The 17,827-nt window shown below is 66.5% G+C and carries 17 protein-coding genes; 12 read left to right on the top strand and 5 right to left on the bottom strand.

Going from position 1 to position 17,827, the window contains the following annotated elements:
• Positions 1-99 precede the first annotated feature (99 nt).
• Positions 100-1,053: a helix-turn-helix transcriptional regulator gene (locus CR918_RS10510; protein WP_099842788.1), complete on the bottom strand. Its 954-nt coding sequence runs from the start codon at positions 1,051-1,053 to the stop codon at positions 100-102.
• Positions 1,054-1,144: 91 nt separating this feature from the next.
• A complete protein-coding gene (locus CR918_RS10505) occupies positions 1,145-1,477 on the bottom strand; it encodes a hypothetical protein (RefSeq protein WP_080148554.1) in 333 nt (110 codons plus the stop codon).
• A 128-nt stretch (positions 1,478-1,605) separates the two neighbouring features.
• Here CR918_RS10505 and CR918_RS10500 point away from each other — a divergent pair, with 128 nt between their 5' ends.
• The 7 genes from CR918_RS10500 to CR918_RS10470 all read left to right on the top strand — a co-directional run bounded on the left by CR918_RS10500 (position 1,606) and on the right by CR918_RS10470 (position 9,387).
• Positions 1,606-2,364: an SDR family NAD(P)-dependent oxidoreductase gene (locus CR918_RS10500; RefSeq protein WP_099842786.1), complete on the top strand. Its 759-nt coding sequence runs from the start codon at positions 1,606-1,608 to the stop codon at positions 2,362-2,364.
• A 132-nt stretch (positions 2,365-2,496) separates the two neighbouring features.
• A complete protein-coding gene (locus tag CR918_RS10495) occupies positions 2,497-2,946 on the top strand; it encodes an MgtC/SapB family protein (RefSeq protein WP_032975262.1) in 450 nt (149 codons plus the stop codon).
• Positions 2,947-3,123: 177 nt separating this feature from the next.
• Positions 3,124-4,782, top strand: a complete 1,659-nt coding sequence (gene lldP, locus CR918_RS10490; RefSeq protein ID WP_025878506.1) for an L-lactate permease — start codon at positions 3,124-3,126, stop codon at positions 4,780-4,782.
• A 53-nt stretch (positions 4,783-4,835) separates the two neighbouring features.
• On the top strand, positions 4,836-5,600 hold the full coding sequence (gene lldR / locus CR918_RS10485; RefSeq protein ID WP_099842784.1) for a transcriptional regulator LldR: 765 nt from the start codon (positions 4,836-4,838) through the stop codon (positions 5,598-5,600).
• A gap of 4 nt (positions 5,601-5,604) precedes the next feature.
• Positions 5,605-6,744: an FMN-dependent L-lactate dehydrogenase LldD gene (gene lldD / locus CR918_RS10480; RefSeq protein WP_099842782.1), complete on the top strand. Its 1,140-nt coding sequence runs from the start codon at positions 5,605-5,607 to the stop codon at positions 6,742-6,744.
• Positions 6,741-8,447 (top strand): D-lactate dehydrogenase, encoded by a 1,707-nt coding sequence (gene dld, locus CR918_RS10475; RefSeq protein WP_099842780.1) that lies wholly within the window; start codon positions 6,741-6,743, stop codon positions 8,445-8,447. Before lldD ends, dld begins: the two co-directional genes overlap by 4 nt.
• 67 nt (positions 8,448-8,514) lie before the next feature.
• On the top strand, positions 8,515-9,387 hold the full coding sequence (locus tag CR918_RS10470) for a hypothetical protein (protein WP_243379061.1): 873 nt from the start codon (positions 8,515-8,517) through the stop codon (positions 9,385-9,387).
• Between the two features lie 49 nt (positions 9,388-9,436).
• Here CR918_RS10470 and CR918_RS10465 read toward each other — a convergent pair whose 3' ends face one another.
• Positions 9,437-9,730: a hypothetical protein gene (locus CR918_RS10465; RefSeq protein ID WP_025878511.1), complete on the bottom strand. Its 294-nt coding sequence runs from the start codon at positions 9,728-9,730 to the stop codon at positions 9,437-9,439.
• Positions 9,731-9,898: 168 nt separating this feature from the next.
• On the opposite strand from CR918_RS10465, the gene CR918_RS10460 reads away from it, so the two are divergent.
• Positions 9,899-10,561, top strand: coding sequence for a decarboxylase (locus tag CR918_RS10460; RefSeq protein WP_099842778.1), 663 nt, complete (start codon positions 9,899-9,901; stop codon positions 10,559-10,561).
• Between the two features lie 68 nt (positions 10,562-10,629).
• Entirely contained in the window at positions 10,630-11,403 is a 774-nt protein-coding gene (locus CR918_RS10455) for a CDP-diacylglycerol diphosphatase (protein WP_243379058.1), read from the top strand.
• Here the strand turns inward: CR918_RS10455 and CR918_RS10450 are convergent.
• On the bottom strand, positions 11,400-11,909 hold the full coding sequence (locus CR918_RS10450) for a GNAT family N-acetyltransferase (RefSeq protein ID WP_312308122.1): 510 nt from the start codon (positions 11,907-11,909) through the stop codon (positions 11,400-11,402). The genes CR918_RS10455 and CR918_RS10450 overlap by 4 nt on opposite strands.
• A gap of 315 nt (positions 11,910-12,224) precedes the next feature.
• On the opposite strand from CR918_RS10450, the gene CR918_RS10445 reads away from it, so the two are divergent.
• Together CR918_RS10445 and CR918_RS10440 are read left to right on the top strand one after the other, a co-directional pair.
• Positions 12,225-14,951, top strand: a complete 2,727-nt coding sequence (locus tag CR918_RS10445; protein WP_099784517.1) for a TonB-dependent receptor plug domain-containing protein — start codon at positions 12,225-12,227, stop codon at positions 14,949-14,951.
• A gap of 109 nt (positions 14,952-15,060) precedes the next feature.
• Entirely contained in the window at positions 15,061-15,693 is a 633-nt protein-coding gene (locus tag CR918_RS10440) for a hypothetical protein (RefSeq protein ID WP_099784515.1), read from the top strand.
• A gap of 27 nt (positions 15,694-15,720) precedes the next feature.
• Here CR918_RS10440 and CR918_RS10435 read toward each other — a convergent pair whose 3' ends face one another.
• Positions 15,721-16,362 (bottom strand): hypothetical protein, encoded by a 642-nt coding sequence (locus CR918_RS10435; RefSeq protein ID WP_059064427.1) that lies wholly within the window; start codon positions 16,360-16,362, stop codon positions 15,721-15,723.
• 184 nt (positions 16,363-16,546) lie between these two features.
• On the opposite strand from CR918_RS10435, the gene CR918_RS10430 reads away from it, so the two are divergent.
• Positions 16,547-17,707 carry an amidohydrolase family protein gene (locus tag CR918_RS10430; RefSeq protein ID WP_099842774.1) on the top strand — a complete coding sequence of 387 codons (1,161 nt, stop codon included), beginning with the start codon at positions 16,547-16,549 and terminating at the stop codon, positions 17,705-17,707.
• Positions 17,708-17,827 lie beyond the last annotated feature (120 nt).

Raw genomic sequence — 17,827 nt, 5'->3', positions numbered from 1 at the left:
GTCGGTAGCGCCGGGTGTGGTAGTGCCGGCCGCTGGCCGGCAACGCGGTGGTGCGAAGGCGTGTCGACCAAGGTCGACACCTGCCCGGGCAGATGCGCTTCAACCAACCTTCGAAGGGCCGGTGCGCCAGCGGCTGGGCACCAGCCCGAAGCGCTTGCGGAATGCGGCAGCGAAGTTGCTGGGATGCCGATAGCCGGTTTCCGCAGCCGCCTGTTCCACGCTCCAGCCGGATTCGCGAAGGCCCTGCTCGGCACGTCGCATGCGTTGTTCGTGCAGGTAGTCGAACACCGAGCAGCCATACGCCTGGACGAAGTGCCGGCGCAGTGCGCTGGGGCTCATGCAGGCCAGTTGGGCAAGTTCCAGCAGGCTGTGCGCATGGCCAGGGTCGTCGTGCAGGAACGTCCGTACGCGTTCCAGCCGCGCCCGCTGGCCACTGCGCAGCGCACGCGCACCTTCGGCGTGCAGATCATCGGCCTGCAGGCCGGTGGACAGCAACTGCAGGGCAATGCCCTCGCGCCACAGCGCGTCCAGGCCGTCCTGCCAGGGGCTGTCGAACAGCTGCGCGAGAGGCGGCAGCATCGCGTGCGGAATCGCCCAGTGCCTGCATTCCATGTGTGAACCCAATGCCCGCTGCAATTGCGGTTGCCGCAGCAGGTCCGGGTCCAGATCGGCTGGCACCATCAGGCTGATGCCACGCAGGCGCATATTGCCCGGATGGACGCCGACCATTGCCACATGGTCGCGGTGGCTGGTGGTCACTGCGGTGCCTGCGCGCAGGCTGAAGTCACTGCGGTTGGGAACCTGCACGTCGACCTGGCCCTGCAGCATCACGCGGATGACCAGGCCGGGCCGTTCGTGCGCTGTGGCGGTGTAGGCGATGCGGTTGTGCACATCCGATGCGAGCAGGCTCATGCCGCCGCGCAGGGTCTGTTCGTGCAGGTCGCCGTGACCGGCCCACTGTTCTTCGCGCAGGTGGCTTGGATCGGCACGGTAGTCATAGCCGTGTCGCTGGCCAAAACGGCGGTAATCGGCAAACGTGAAATATCGGGACATCGCTCGGCGCTCAACCATGGATGATGGGTGCCGGCGACGATGTGCCCGCACGTTCCATCGTGCACCTGCAGCGCGGATCGGTCCTGCGCTTTCAGAGTTGGAAATAGATTCCTGTCATTTTCTCCAATGCGAGCCCGAATGCGATATCCAACGGGTCAATCGATTGGCATTTACGGCCAAGTTGAAGATCGCGCAGCAATGCGCGTCCGTACTGTAGCTGCTCGGGACGGGTGATCGATTCGTCTTCGTAGTGGTCAAAGAGCAGGCCGAACCGCGTATTGAGGGTAGTGAGGAAGCCGCTGTCGAACAGCAGATCGACCGTGGCATCGCTGAGCATCACTTCGTACAGATCGCCAGGCAGGCAGGAATCGGTATCCAGCCGCCGTTCGGCATCGGCAGAAAGTGGAACGCAGGCTGTACGCATGGGAGCTCAGGTGGCGGGCATGCGCGCAAGTATCACGCATGCAGCGCTTTCGTCACGAAGAAGGGCGTAGTGTCGATGAGGTCGGAGGGTTCTGTCCGCATCGATTTCCCAACAGATGGAGACCACAGATGATTGATTACCGACTCAACGGAAAAACCGCGATCGTCACCGGCGGTGTATCCGGTATCGGCCTGGCGGTAGCGGAAACGCTCGCTGAATCGGGCGCGCGCATTTCGGTGTGGGACCTGAAGCAGGATGCGGTGGATGCCACGGTGGCCACGCTGCGCAACCAGGGGGCCGAGGCCATCGGTGTCGCGTTGGATGTCACCGACGAGGCGGCGGTGGAAGCGGCGGTGCAGCGCACGGTGAAGGAACTGGGCGGCGTGCATGTTGCAGTGAATAACGCCGGCATCGGCGGGCCAGCGGCAAGCAGCGGCGACTATCCCATTGATGGCTGGAAGCGCGTGGTCGATGTGAACCTGACCAGCGTGTTCCTGTGCCAGCGGGCGCAGATCCAGGCGATGCGCACGGCGGGCAGCGGCGGCAGCATCATCAACATGGCCTCCATCCTGGGCCAGGTCGGGTATGCCGGTTCGACCGCCTACGCGGCGGCCAAGCACGGCGTGGTCGGCCTGACCCAGACGGCTGCATGGGAGCACGCTGCCGATGGCATCCGCATCAATGCGGTGGGCCCGGGCTTCATCAACACGCCGTTGCTGGAAAAGATGGACGCCAAAGTGCGTGCCACCCTGGAGGGCCGGCATGCACTCAAGCGCTTGGGAACGCCGCAGGAAGTGGCCGCGCTGGTCGCCTGGCTGGCCAGCGACGATGCCTCGTTCGCGACGGGTGCCTACTACGCCATCGACGGTGGTTATCTGGCGCAGTAGTGCCGGCCGCTGGCCGGCAACTCCCGTTGCATGGAACAAGGCGGCATCGCCCGGTGAAGAGGGCGTGCCATCGCCTTCACCCCCGTCCCACGGCCGCCGAGCAACGCTCCGGGAAACTTCCGGAGCCTCCCCATGGAACTGACCCAGGACATGTCCATTCTGCTGCGCGTGGCCGCCGCCATGGTCTTTGGCGGCGTGCTGGGCGTTGAACGTGAGATGGGCAAGCACGCTGCCGGCCTGCGCACGCATATGCTGATTGCCGGTGCCGCTGCGCTGATCGTCGGCCTCGGTGATTCGGTGGCCGAACACTTCCAGCAGGAACGCTACCGCGATCTGCTGCAGGTCGACCCGGTGCGATTGATCGAAGCGGTGGTGGCCTGCGTGGGCTTCGTTGCCGCCGGCACCATCCTGCGCGGCAATCGCGAAGACCAGGTCAGCGGGCTCACCACCGCCAGTTCGCTGGTGATGGCCGCGGCCATCGGTATTGCCGTGGGCATCGGCAAGTACGTGATCGCGCTCGGTGTCAGCGTGCTGTGCGTGCTGGTGCTGGCGTTGATACGGCGGGTGGAGAAGAAGCTGTAATCGCTAAATGGTACGACCAATAATTCCGTATAGCCCTATGGTCTAATAGGCTGTCGGCAGGATTGGAGGTTCAATTCGCGCCTGTGGTCCGATTTTTGGTCAATGTGGTACGACCAATATATGGCGGGCCCGACGCCCCCACCCGGTGGGGAACCTCCTGTTCCTGTCGAGAACCCTATGCAGCCCTGGCAACACGTGTACGACCCCGCCGGCAACCTGTGGTTGTCGAGCCTGATCGCGTTGCTGCCGATCGCCTTCTTCTTCATCGCCCTGGCCGTGCTGCGCATGAAGGGCTGGATCGCCGGCACCATCACGGTGGCCATCGCCCTTGCCGTGGCGCTGCTGTTCTATCGCATGCCGGTGGCGCAGGCGCTGGGCGCGGCCGGCTTCGGCTTCGTCTATGGCCTCTGGCCGATCGCCTGGATCATCATCGGCGCGGTGTTCCTGTACAAGGTTTCGGTCAAGACCGGCCAGTTCGACATCATCCGTGCCTCGATCCTGTCGGTCACCGAGGACCAGCGATTGCAGATGCTGATGGTTGGCTTTGCCTTCGGTGCCTTCCTGGAAGGTGCAGCCGGGTTCGGTGCGCCGGTGGCGATCACCGCCGCGCTGCTGGTCGGGCTGGGCTTCAAGCCGCTGTATGCGGCCGGCCTGTGCCTGATCGTCAACACCGCGCCGGTGGCGTTCGGCGCGATGGGCATCCCGATCATCGTGGCGGGGCAGGTGACCGGCCTGGATGCCTTCGAGATCGGCCAGATGGCCGGCCGCCAGCTGCCGTTCCTGACTGTCATCGTGCTGTTCTGGATCATGGCGATCATGGACGGCTGGCGCGGCATCAAGGAAACCTGGCCGGCGGTGCTGGTGGCAGGCGGTTCGTTCGCCATCGCCCAGTACCTGACCTCCAACTTCATCGGCCCGGAACTGCCGGACATCACCGCCTCGCTGGCGTCGCTGGTCTGCCTGACCCTGTTCCTGCGCCGCTGGAAGCCGGTACGGATCTTCCGCTTCGATACCGAAACCAGCGCTGAGGCGGCCGCACAGGCAATGGAGGCGCCGCGCCACAGCGTCGGCCAGATCGCCAAGGCGTGGTCGCCGTTCCTGATCCTCACTGCGATGGTCACCGTGTGGAGCATCAAGCCGTTCAAGTCGCTGTTCGCAGCCGGTGGCCCGCTTGAAGGCTGGGTGCTGAAGATTCCGGTGCCGGGCCTGGACCAGATGGTGCAGAAAATGCCGCCGATCGTCGATGCGCCGCTGAGCTATGAGGCGGTGTACAAGTTCGACTGGTTCTCGGCCACGGGTACCTCGATCATCCTTGCCGCAATTATCGCGATCATCGCCCTGCGCATGCCGGCGCGCTCGGCGCTGCAGACCTTCGCTGAAACCGTGCGCGAACTGCGCATGCCGATCTTTTCGATCGGCATGGTGCTGGCGTTCGCCTTCATCGCCAACTATTCGGGGCTGTCGGCAACGCTGGCGCTGGCACTGGCGCACACCGGCAAGGCGTTCCCGTTCTTCTCGCCGTTCCTGGGCTGGCTGGGCGTGTTCCTGACCGGTTCGGATACCTCGTCCAATGCACTGTTCTCGGCGCTGCAGGCGACCACCGCGCAGCAGATCGGCGTGTCCGACGTGCTGCTGGTAGCGGCCAACACCACCGGCGGCGTCACCGGCAAGATGATCTCGCCGCAGTCCATTGCCATTGCCTGCGCGGCGGTGGGCCTGGCCGGCAAGGAGTCGGACCTGTTCCGCTTCACCGTCAAGCACAGCCTGATCTTCACCACGATGGTCGGCCTGATCACCTTGGCCCAGGCCTACTGGTTGACCTGGATGATTCCCTGAGCCATGCAGTACAGGCCGACCACCAGCGGCGTGCTTCGGGCCACAATGGCGCCATGAGCACACAACGGGTTTCGGACAAGGTGGCCGCGCAGCTGCGTGCGCTGGTGCAGGAACAGCAGTTGCAGCCGGGCGACAGGCTGCCGGCCGAGCGCACGCTGGCCGTTCAGCTGGGGGTCTCGCGCACCGCGCTGCGCGAGGCCATCGCGCAGTTGTCCAGCCATGGTCTGCTGACCGCGCGGGTAGGCGGTGGCACTTACGTGAGCGAGCCCGCCGCACGTGCGCGGCAGGCACTGGATGAACCGCTGGTGCCGTACCTGCCGCTGTTCCAGGGGGACCCGGAATACCGCTTCGATGTGCTGGAAATCCGCCACGCGCTGGAAGGCGCCACGGCCTGGCACGCCGCGCTGCGCGCCACCGACGAGGACCGCGCGCGCATCGCCCAGGCGTTCCAGACCATGATGGATGCGCATGGCAAGGACGACCCCGCCGGTGAGGCGCAGGCCGATGCGGCCTTCCACCTGTCCATCGCCGAGGCCTCGCACAACCTGGTATTGCTGCAGGTGATGCGCGGCCTGTTCGAACTGCTGCAGACCAATATCTCGCAGAGCCGCGAAAAGCTCTACACCTCGGCCAGGACCTTCTCGCCGCTGTCCGACCAGCATCGCGAAATGATGGATGCGGTGCTGGCCGGCGACCCCGAACGTGCGCGCGCCGCCGCGCATGCCCACCTCGAGTTCGTGCACACCACGCTGCGCGCCCTCGATGACAACGAAGCCCGGCGTGCGCGGGCTTCGCGTCTACCTTCCCCACACGGTTGACCCCATGATCATCTCCGCCTCCACCGATTACCGTGCCGCAGCCGAACGCCGGCTGCCGCCGTTCCTGTTCCACTACATCGATGGTGGCGCGTATGCCGAGCACACGCTGAAGCGCAACGTATCCGATCTGTCCGACATCGCGCTGCGCCAGCGCGTCCTGCGCAACATGTCCGACCTGAGCCTGGAAACCGAGCTGTTCGGCGAGAAACTGGCGATACCGGTGGCACTGGCACCGGTCGGCCTGACTGGCATGTATGCCCGTCGCGGCGAGGTGCAGGCCGCGCGTGCAGCCGACAGCCGCGGCATTCCGTTCACGCTTTCCACGGTGTCGGTGTGCCCGATTGAAGAAGTCGCCCCGGCGATCCAGCGCCCGATGTGGTTCCAGCTGTACGTGCTGCGCGATCGCGGTTTCATGCGCAATGCGCTGGAGCGCGCGCAGGCGGCCGGTGTAACCACCCTGGTATTCACTGTCGACATGCCGGTGCCGGGCGCGCGCTATCGCGACGCACACTCGGGCATGAGTGGTCCGAACGCTGCAATGCGCCGCATCGGCCAGGCCATCACCCATCCGCGCTGGGCGTGGGACGTGGGTCTGCGCGGACGCCCGCATGACCTTGGCAACATCTCCACCTACCGTGGCAACCCAACGGGCCTGGAGGACTACATCGGCTGGCTGGGCAGCAACTTCGATCCGTCCATTTCGTGGAAGGACCTGGAGTGGATCCGTGAGTTCTGGAAAGGCCCGATGGTGATCAAGGGCATCCTCGACCCGGACGATGCGCGTGATGCGGTGGCGTTCGGCGCCGATGGCATCGTGGTCTCCAACCATGGCGGCCGCCAGCTCGACGGCGTGCTGTCCACCGCGCGGGCGTTGCCGGCCATCGCCGACGCCGTGCAGGGTGACCTGAAGATCCTCGCCGATTCCGGCATCCGCACCGGCCTGGACGTGGTGCGCATGCTGGCGCTGGGCGCCGACACCGTGCTGCTGGGCCGCGCGTTCGTCTACGCTCTTGCCGCGCAGGGCGAGGCCGGCGTGGCCAACCTGCTGGACCTGATCGCCAAGGAAATGCGCGTGGCGATGACCCTGACCGGCGCGCATCGCATTGCCGACATCGGCCGTGATTCGCTGGTGCGCCTGCCATGAGTGATCGCAATACGGTGCTGGAACAGTTGCGTGCCGCGGTGGGGGACCGCCACGTACTGACCGGCGACAAGGCCACCCGTCGCTTCCGTCGCGGCTATCGCTTCGGTGATGGCCCGGTACTGGCGGTGGTACGCCCGGGCACGCTGCTGCAACTGTGGCGTGTGTTGCAGGCGGCGGTGCAGGGCGGGGCCGCGATCATCCTGCAGGCGGCCAATACCGGCCTGACCGGTGGCTCGACCCCGGACGGCGATGACTACGGCCGGCCGATCGTGCTGGTCAGCACCCTGCGCCTGACCGGCATCCAGCTGTTGAATGAAGGCCGCCAGGTGCTGTGCCTGCCCGGCGCGACGCTGGACCGGCTGGAGCAGACGCTGGCGCCACTGGGCCGCGAGCCGCACTCGGTGATCGGCTCGTCGTGCATCGGCGCCTCGGTGCTGGGCGGCATCTGCAACAACTCCGGTGGCGCGCTGGTGCGCCGCGGCCCGGCCTATACCGAACTGGCGCTGTATGCGCAGGTCGACGCGCGGGGTGAACTGCAACTGGTCAACCATCTGGGCATCGCGCTGGGCGACACGCCCGAGCAGATCCTGCAACGCCTGCAGAGCGGTGACTACAGCGCCGCCGATGTCAGCGACGGTGATGGCCGTGCCGCCTCCGATCCGCGTTATGCCGAGGAAGTGCGCAAGGTCGATGCCGATACCCCGGCACGCTTCAACGCCGACCCCAGCCGCCATTTCGAGGCGGCCGGATCTGCCGGCAAGCTGGCGGTGTTCGCCGTGCGCCTGGATACCTTCGAGAAGGAGGCCGCCGAGGTCTTCTATATCGGCAGCAACCGCACCGACAGCCTGACCGCGATCCGCCGCCAGCTGCTGACCGGCTTCGAGCGCCTGCCCATCGCCGGCGAGTACATCCACCGTGATGCGTATGACATCGGCGAGCGCTACGGCAAGGACAGTTTCCTGCTGATCGACAAGCTCGGTACCGCGCGCGTTCCGGCCGCATTCGCACTGAAGAGCCGGGTTGATGGCTGGTTCGAACGGCTGGGCCTGCGTGGTGTCACCGACCGCATGATGCAACTGCTGGTCGGCCTGCTGCCTTCGCACCTGCCCAAGCGCATGGGCGAGTTCCGCCAGCGTTACGAGCATCACCTGCTGCTGAAGGTTTCCGCACAGGATGCGGCTGCCACCGAGGCCTGGCTGCGCGGCTTCTTCAACGACCACGAAGGCGGCTACTTCCATTGCACGGCGGACGAAGGACGCAAGGCCTTCCTGCATCGTTTCGCGGTGGCCGGTGCGGCGGTGCGCTACCGCGAAGTGCATCGCCGGCAGGTGCAGGACATCGTAGCGCTGGACATCGCGCTGCGCCGCGATGACGCCGACTGGTTCGAGCAGCTGCCGGCCGATATCGATGGGCGCCTGCTGCACAAGCTGTACTACGGCCATTTCCTGTGCCATGTGTTCCACCAGGACTACATCGCGCGCAAGGGTGAAGATCCGATGGCCATCGAGCATGCGATGTGGGCGTTGCTGGACCAGCGCGGCGCGGAATACCCGGCCGAGCACAACGTCGGCCACCTGTATCCGGCCAAGCCGGCGCTGGCCGGCTTCTACCGCACGCTCGACCCGAGCAATACCTTCAACCCCGGCATCGGCCAGACGTCGAAGGCGAGAGGTTGGGGCAGCTGCGACTGCGACGGGCACTGAGCCGCAACGTGGCGCCTGCGCTACCATCGGTCTCTCGCAAGGACGTGCCGGTGCGCACAGGATGATCATGGTTTCCACGCGCATGGCTTACGCGGTGCTGTCTGTACTGCTGCTGGCATCGTCGTTGCCTGCAGCGGCGGACATTGCGCCCGTTCAACGGGACGCGGCAGGCAACCGGCTGGAGACGCTGCTGCTGCAGGGCGGGCAGGGGCCGGACGGCCCGGAGCGCTACTGCACTGCTGATGGCCAGTGGTGCGTGCAGGCGCTGCCTTCAGCGGGCGAAGACCAGCCGGCCTCGCTGGAAGTTGCCGAGCGCGCGGATGCTGAAGGCGAGCCGCAGATGCGCTACGTGCCCATCGACGTGGTTGACGATGGCGACCTGCGGGTCTGGCCCTTCATCGTGCGCCTGGCTCCCGGCGCCGGGGCAGGCCAGGCCGTGGCCGATCCACAACAGGCCGCATTGCAGAGCGTGCTCGTCGGCGGTCTGGTGGAGGCCCGTGCGATGTATTCCGGCGGCGGTGCCAGCGCATCGACCCTGCACCTGGCGCGCATCCGTCATCTTGACGATGGCATCCAGGTGGACGCCGACGTGCTGTCCGTTGCGTGGTCGGCCAACAAGATGATCCGGGCCTGTTTCAGCGAGCGCGATTTTGATCAGCGTGCCGGCGCCTGCCATGACGAGTACAGCTTCGATGCGGAACTTGCGCTGGCAACCGAAGCGCAGGACATGCCCGTACTGCGCTACCAGACCGGGGCCACCAACTATCCGGCCGGGGTATCACCGCAGCGGGACTCGCTGGCCAAGGGGCGGTTGACGAAGAAGGACCTGCGCACCGAACAGGATGCGCAATGCAGCTACACGCGCACCTTCCGCTTCACGTCAGGGGCGTACCAGCCGGACCAGCCGCTGCCGGAGTGCTCGGCCTACACCGAGCCCTGAACCATGGAGCCGGGCGCATGCCCGGCTCTGAGCAACGGCCGTGACGCGCTTACTCGCAGCGGGTGGCGGTGATGATGTTGTCCTTGTCCACGAACACGCGCAGGCGGTCCTGGCGGATGTCCTTGGTGGTGATGGTGGCCGGGCCGATGGGGTTGACCATGCCGGCGCCGCTTTCGCTGGACAGGCGGCGGATGTTCGGCTCGTTGGCCGGCTGGCCGATGGCCCAGCCCAGCTGGCTGGCATCGCAGCGGCCACTGCCCTTGACCTCCGGGCCGGGAGTGCTGACACAGGCCGACAGCAACAAGGCCGAGGCGGGCAGCAACAGAGTCAGGCGGATGGTCATGCGGGCGCTCCTGCGCAGGGGATTGGCGGCACGATAGCACTGACCGTGCGAAACCCGGCAGCGTTCGGGTCATTGCCCGCGCGGCCGCCGCACTGCATAGTGGCCGGCGTTGCCGGCAACGTGCCGGCGGGCAGGCCGGGCCACTCCGGTGCAGGTGTTGGGTCCGGTATGAGGTCAGGCAGTTTCCGTGGCAGGCAGAACGCAGTGAAGGCGACGGCAGTGCTGTCGTTGCTCTGCATGGCAGTGGCAGCCATGGCTGCCGAACCGACGCCAGCGCCGGCGGCCGAAGCGCCGGTATTTGGTGGCTGGCGCAACCTGCAGACCGAAGCCGGTTACCAGCCGGCGCAGCGCAACCTGGCGTTCGCGATGCTGCCGCAGGCCGCAACCCGTGGTGATCGCTTCGCCATCCTCGACCGTGAAGGCAAGCGCACGGTGTGCTGCCTGCAGGTGGCCAGCGAGTCGCTGGGTGTTGCCGCGCTTCGCGAGCAGTACCACCTGCCGCAGGCCGGGGTGACCGATCTGAGCAACGGCCGCAGCCCGGCGCGCCCGTATCTGCCGCATGTCTATGCGATGCAGCGGGTGGATGAACTGGCCGATTATGGTTTCGCCGATGTTGCCGGTGCCTACAGCGACCTGGGCGGGCTGCTGCTGCCCGACGCTGCCGCCTTGGCTGCCGATGGCACTGAAGTGCGCGTGGGCGAGGGCCATTATCGCCTGCAGTTCCACCGCCAGCCGCTGGCCGATGATGACGGCGCACTGGACCGGTACACCCTGCAGGTGCTGCCTGCCGGCGCTCCGGTCGTGATTGAAGTGCCGTTCGGCACCTACTGATTGCCACATCCCACTGGCTAGAATGGCGCGCGGCGCTGCCTGCGCGCCTGATCCTGCGAGTTGTTGCCGTGCGATTTCTGTTGCTGCCCCTGCTGTTGCTGGCCGGTTGTGCCAGCGTGCCCCCTGCGCCGCCGCCGGCCCATTCGGATGCGCTGTGGCGCCTGATCGAACGTGATTGCCAGGGCGCACAGTCGCCACGCGGCGATTGCCTGCAGGTGCGCACGGCCCTTGACCAGCGCGATGTGCTGGTCAAGGACGCACACGGCCGCTATCAGTTCCTGCTGATGCCGCTGGACAAGGTCAGTGGCATCGAAAGCCCCGCGCTGTACCGACGCGGCGCACCCAATTACTTCGCCGCCGCCTGGCAGGCCCGCGCTCGTACCGAGCAGGCACTTGGCCAGCGGTTGCCGCGCAGCGTCGCCAGCCTGGCATTGAACTCGCCGCATGGACGTTCGCAGCACCAGCTGCACATCCACGTCGATTGCCTGCGCGCCGACGTGCTGCGGGCGCTGGAAGACAATCGCGCGGCCCTCGGCACGCAGTGGGCACCGCTACCGGTACGGCTGCGCGGCCATCAATACCAGGCGCGGTTGCTGCCGGGCGAGGCGTTGACTGCCAATCCCCTCAACCTGCTGGCCTATGGCCTGAGCGGTGTGGACAGGGTTGGCCAATGGAGCCTGCTGGTGGCGGGGCACGAGGACGTGCATGGCGCGCCGGGTTTCATCCTGCTGGCCACGCAGCTGGATCCCGGCAGCGACAACGATGCCAGCGCCGAGGAGCTGCAGGACCATGCCTGCAGCGTGTTGACCGGCGCGGATGCTTCGCTGGAGCGGGTGCGCTAGTTCTCTGCTGACTGCCGTTGCAGCCAGGCAGGGGCTGTCAGGGCGTAGAGCTGGCGGTCCTGCCAGCCTTCGATATCCAGGTGGTGGTCGCGCAGCAGGCCTTCGCGCTCGAAGCCGATCGCCTGCAGGGTAGCGACCAGCGCGCTGCCTGCATCGGGCGGCAGCAGCACGAACAGGCGACGGATCCCAACCTGTTCGAACAGGAACGTGCACAGCGCCTGCAACGAAGCGTGCAGCTGCCGCCGCTGGGGACAGCCTGCGGCATGCAGCCAACGCAGTTCAACGCTGCGCGCATGCGCGCAATGCAGGCGCAGGCTCAACTGGTCCAGCAGCTCACCCGCTGCATCGAAGCTGCCCAGCAGCAGCTGATCGTTGTCGTGTTGCAGCTGCGAACGCTGCACACCGCAGAGGAAATGGGCTTCGGCATCGAAATGGTCAGGCAGGTTGCTGCTGCGTTCGACCTGTCGATAGTGGTGACGCCAGGCGGAAAGGTCTGAACGCTGCAACGGGCGCAGCACCACAGGCCCGTGCTGGAGCAGCAGGAGGTGGCGGCGCAGCACCGGTCGCAGCGGTGGCAAGGAAGTAGGGAAATACCGGTTCATGGGGTGCGACGATGCCGCAGGCCGGCGAGGGGGAACAATGAAAGAAGTTGCAAATGCGGCGCGGTCGCTGCCTGCGGTCTGATTCGGTTCAGGCATAACGCCATCAAGCCTGGTCATTTCCGTTGCAACCATCCGTTCAGGACACTTTCGTTACGGGATCGTTATGCGCGCACCGTCGCCAGCGCCCCGGACCACCCGCCCAACTCCCCCAGGAAGCCCATGTCCGCCTCTTCCCTGGCGCTGCGCCCGCGTCCGCTGGTGCTTGCCTTGTCGTCCCTGATGCTGGCCTCGTTGCCGGCCTTCGCGCAGGAAAGCGCACCCACCACATTGCAGGAAGTGAAGGTCACCGGCTCGCGCATCCCGCGTGCCAGTGTCGAGGGGCCGTCGCCGGTCACGGTGATCAGCCGCGAGCAGATCGATGCGCAGGGCTACCGCAATGCATTCGATGCGTTGAGCGCGCTCACCGAGAACACCGGCAACGTGCAGGGCGAGGACTTCGGCAATACCTTCACCCCGGCGGCGAACACCATCAACCTGCGTGGCCTGGGCCCGAACCGCACGCTGGTGCTGGTCAACGGCCGCCGCCAGGCCGACTATCCGCTGGCCTACGAAGGCTCGGTGAACGTGGTCAACCTGGCCAACATCCCCAGTGCGCTGATCGAGCGCATCGAGGTGCTGGCTGCGGGCGCGTCTGCGGTGTATGGCTCCGATGCCATCGCCGGCGTGGTCAACATCATCCTCAAGGACCGCTTCGACGGCGTGGACGTCAACGTGCGTGCCGGCGGCACCCAGCAGGGCGGTGGTGACAACCAGCGCGTGCAGGTGGTGGGAGGCAGCTCGGGCGAACGCTGGGAAGGCCTGTTCGGCTTCGAACTGGACGTGCGCAAGGCGATCCACGCGCGCCAGCGCGATTTCATGGATTCGCTGGACGATGACCCCACCGGCAAGGCGCCGCAGCCGACGGCCGTCGCCTATCGTCGCAATGCAGCCACCGGTCGCAACATCGATCCGGGCACCGCCGGCTGCGATGCGGCTTCGTCCATCTACGGTGGCAGCGTGCTGCGCGCCAACAACCCGCGCCAGGGCTGGTACTGCGGCAGCAACGAAGCCGCTGCCAGTTACTGGACCGTGCAGACCGAGAAGCGCAACCTCAACGGTTACGGCCTGCTGACCTTCCACGTCAACGACACTACCGACCTGTTTGCGGATGTCGCGCTGGGCAGCGCACGGATCAACAACAATACCCGTGCGCCCACCTGGACCTCGTCACGCAACTACTTCTACAACCAGAACACGGGCAACCTGGAGAGCTGGTACCGCCGCTTCGCGCCGGAGGAAATCGGCGGCCTGCCGCGCAATGCCAATCGCTTCCTGGAAAACTCGTGGTCGTTCAACGTCGGTGCGCGTGGCCAGATCGGCGACAGCGGCTGGGACTACGAGGCCGTCTACAGCCGCTCGCGCTACGAGAACCGCACGCGCCGCCCGGTGCTGCTGGCCGGCATCAACGAGTACCTGCTGGGCCCGCAGCTGGGCGTGCGCAACGGCGTGGAGGTCTATGCACCAGACCCTGCGCGCCTGTTCCAGCCGTTGACGCCCGATGAGTACGGCCGGCTGTCCGACTACCAGGAGAGCCGCAATGCCGCGTGGCTGCAGACCTTCAGCGCGACGGTCAATGGCCGCCTGTTCGCATTGCCCGGTGGCGATGCCGCATTGGCCGCGGTGGTCGAGGCGGGCAGCCAGGGCTACCGCAACCGCCCGGACCCGCGCTTGGGCACCGGCGAATTCTGGAACACCAGCGCCGGCATCGGTGCCGGTGGCGAACGTGACCGCTACGCGGCCGGTGTTGAACTGCAGCTGCCGCTGCTGCAGTCGCTGACCACCACCCTGGCAGGTCGCTACGACCAGTACCGCGCCGGCGGCGAGCATATCGGCAAGGCGACCTGGAGCTTCGGTGTCGAATTCCGTCCGATCGAAAGCCTGCTGATCCGCGGCACCGCGGCCACCAGCTTCCGTGCGCCGGACATGAACTATGTGTTCGCCACCGAGACCCGTGGCTACAACCCCGGCATGACCGACTACTGGCGCTGCCGCACCGCCGGCCAGTCGTATGACAACTGCGACTACAACGGCCTGTCGATCGACTACAGCAACCGCGCCAACCCGCAGCTGCAGCCGGAGTCGGCCAAGTCGTATGGCTTCGGCGTGGTCTGGTCGCCGCTGTCCGGGCTGGATTTCAGCGCCGACTACTACGACATCCGCATCGACAACGAAGTGACCAGCCTCGACACCAGCCGCATCCTGCGTGATGAGGCCGATTGCCGGCTGGGCCGCACCCTCGGCGGCGAAGCGCGCGACATCAGCTCGTCGCTGTGCCAGGACGCGCTGTCGCGGGTGATCCGCAACCCCTCCACTGCCACCGTGCAGCCGGACCAGGTGACCCGCGTACTGATCAACCCGATCAACGCGGCATCGGAGTCGGTGCGCGGCATCGACCTGAAGGGCAACTGGCGCTTCGATGCGGGCCGCTATGGCCGCTTCACCACGCGCCTGGCCTACACCCTGGTGCTGGAGCATGAGTACAAGCAGTTCGCCGATGACGAAGTGCGCGACATCCGCAATTCGCTGGATGACTACCAGTGGCGCAGCAAGGCCAATGGCAGCATCACCTGGAACCAGGGCGACTGGACCACGACGCTGTATGGCAACCGTTTCGGCTCGCTGCCCAAGACCGATGGCAGTGGCCGCATCGCACCGTACATGACCTACAACGCCAGCGTGTTCCGCCAGTTCGGCGAAAACCTGTCGGTGGGCGTGATCGTCAACAACCTGCGCGACAGCCGCCCGCCGGCAGACAAGAACGGTGGCGGTTGGCCGTTCTATCCGGTCGGCAACTACGACCCGTATGGCCGTCAGTTCTGGGTGCAGCTGGATTACCGGTTCCGTTAAGCGATGCAAAACGAAAGGCCCGGCATTGCCGGGCCTTTCTTTGTGTGGCACTTCGCTTCCAGCGCCATGCAATGGCATGCTCACCCAATCAGCAGGGAGGAAACAACGCATGGACGTTCGTCATCTGATGGTTGTGGTGCTCGCAGTCGCGGGCTGCAGCAGCAAAGAAGAAGCACCGGCAGCCGCTGCCCAGGATGCCACGATGGCGCCTGCCGACCGGGTTGAGGCAGCAACACGGATACGCGCTGCTGCAACATCCCTGCACACCGCTCCCGCTTCGCCCGGGGCTGCAGTCATTGCTGCGGCGGCCAAGCCAGCGGAAGGAACGTTCCTCGCCGGCGAGCGCAGCCTGTTGAGTGAGGGGGCTATGTCCGTTGAACGATTCCATGCGGTGGTCGGTTCCAACAGAGCATTCGCACAGGCGGTCAGCCAATTCGAGCAGGATGCCGCACGCCAACCGGAAGCACAGGATCTGACCGGGCTGTACAGGTCAGCGGTGACTGCGGCGCTTGACGGGAATACGGACGTGGTCTCGTTCGCATGCGGCTACAGCTTGTGCCTCGGCGAGATCCGCAGCCGGAGCGAAGACGGTTTCAGCGCCTGGGCGCACTCCTTCGGGAAGGGCAACACGCCTCCCGTCTATGCATTCGCAACGGCCGAGTACACCCTGGGCCGGAACCTGCATTCGGGACGCTTCGTGTTCTCCACCGATCCGGCTGCCAACGGCATCACCACCCAGTAGGTCGGGACATGCCGGGCGGATGAAACGTTACGGCAGCGCCTGCACCAGGTACGACTCGATGACGTAGCTGAAAGGCTGCTGCTGGCGGTCGCGCAGCAGTGCGCGCACTTCCAGGATCACACCATGGTCGCCTTCGCCGCGCGGCGGCCAGAACGTCTGGTCGGTCACGGTCTGGCGCTGGAAGCCCAGCGGACCGACCACGCGGCCGAACGGCTCGTCGGTCGTGTCCAGGACCTGGTTCATGGCCGGGCTGAGATGGTCGGGCAGGTACCAGTTGTCGGCCTCGGACAGCACGCGGCTGCCGCAGGCCAGCTGCACGCGCCGGTAACGCAGGGGCGTGGAGGCAGTGGCGCCCAGGGCCTGCAGCACGTCGGCCGGCGCGGTCTTGTCCTGGCCGTGCACACGCACGGCACGAACCCGGGCCTGCTCGGCCAGGCCGTGCTCGGCGCACCAGCTTTCCAGGGTGGCGGTGGCGCTCTGGCCGGCCAGCACGCGCTGGTGCAGTACCTCCACCAGCGCGGCGGAGGCAATCCGCTGCTGGCCCGGCGGCGCCTGCAGGGGCGCGCTGGCGCTGGCATCGGTGGCGGACAGGCTGGCGATCGGGGCAGCGGCCAGCAGGGACGCGGCCTGCCAGCGGCGAAGACGATCGTGGCGGTCGGACGGGCCCATGCGGCATCACAGCGGAAACAGGCGCCCATGTTACCCGTTCAGGCGTGTATCCGGCGTCCCTGCGGCGCACGGTCGCGGACGGGATTCATCGTGCCGGTGAATGCATGGCATGCAGATATTTCGTTGGCCGATGGACGCGGCGGCGGGCAGGATGGCGCCAGTGTTGGCTTTCCGGGAGAACCTGATGACCCTGCAGTTCGTCCATGGTGGCGTCGATCGCGACGGTGCCCCGCTGCGTTTCCACATCCGTGATGGCCGGTTTGTCGGCATCAATGGCGACAATGCAGCAGCACAGGGAGCCGAAAGCGTCGATCTGACCGGCTTTACCCTGCTGCCTGGACTGGTCGACGGCCATATCCACCTGGACAAGAGTTTCGTCGGCGACCGCTGGCATCCGCATCAGCCGGTGAGCAGCCTGCGCGAGCGTCTGGCGGTGGAAAAAGCCGCGATTGCTACCGCCGCACCCATGGCCGATCGTGCCGAGGCCCTGATCCGCCAGTGCAGCGGATTCGGTACGGTGGCGATGCGGTGCCACGTCGATATCGATGGCAGCACCGGCCTGCGTCACTTGGAGGCGGTGCGTGAAGCGGCGCTGCGTTGTGCCGACATCATGCGCATCCAGTGGGTGGCATTCCCACAGGCGGGCGTGATGTCGTGCCCGGGTACGGCGGTCATCCTGGAACAGGCGATTGCTGCCGGGGTGGAGGTGCTTGGAGGCATCGACCCGAGCACGCTGGACGGGGATGCCGAAGGCCAGCTTGCGCTGTTGTTCGGGCTGGCCGAGCGCTATGGCGTGCGTCTGGACATCCATCTGCACGAGCCGGGCGAGACCGGGCTGGCGCAGCTGCTGCGGATCGCCGCGCGCACACGCGCGGCGGGCCTGCAGGGCAGGGTGGCGGTCAGTCACGCCTATGCGCTGGGCGAGGTGCCGTTGGCGCGGGCGCTGCAGGTGGGTGAGGCCTTGGCTGCTGCAGGCGTAGCGATCATGAGCAATGCGCCGGGCGACCATCCGTTCCCGCCGCTGCGTGCTCTGCACGACGCCGGTGTGCGCGTGTTTGCCGGCAACGACAACATCCGCGACTGCTGGTGGCCCTATGGCAATGGCGACCTGCTGCAGCGGGCGATGTTGCTGGGCTATCGGTCGGGCTTCTACACCGATGCGGACCTGATGCTGGCGCTGGACATGGTCACCACCCATGCGGCGGAGGTGATCGGGTTGCCGCAGTACGGCATTGCAGAAGGTCGTCCGGCCACCTTCGTGGCGGTGCGTGCCGACCATGGCCCGGCGGCGGTGGCCGCAGTGCCGGCCGAGCGACGCGTGGTGGTCGACGGTCGCTGGCTGTAGCGGCCGGGCCGTGCCCGGTAGCACCTGGTAGTGCCGGCCGCTGGCCGGCAACTTCAACAGCAACAGCCGAAGCAACAGCGGCATTCCGAGGTAGGGCGGTGCGGTGTCGGATTGCGGGGA

The sequence above is a fragment of the Stenotrophomonas indicatrix genome (assembly GCF_002750975.1).
GTDB classification, from domain to species: domain Bacteria; phylum Pseudomonadota; class Gammaproteobacteria; order Xanthomonadales; family Xanthomonadaceae; genus Stenotrophomonas; species Stenotrophomonas indicatrix.
The sequence above is the reverse complement of the archived record's forward strand: the minus strand, read 5'-3'. Positions and strand labels throughout refer to the sequence as shown.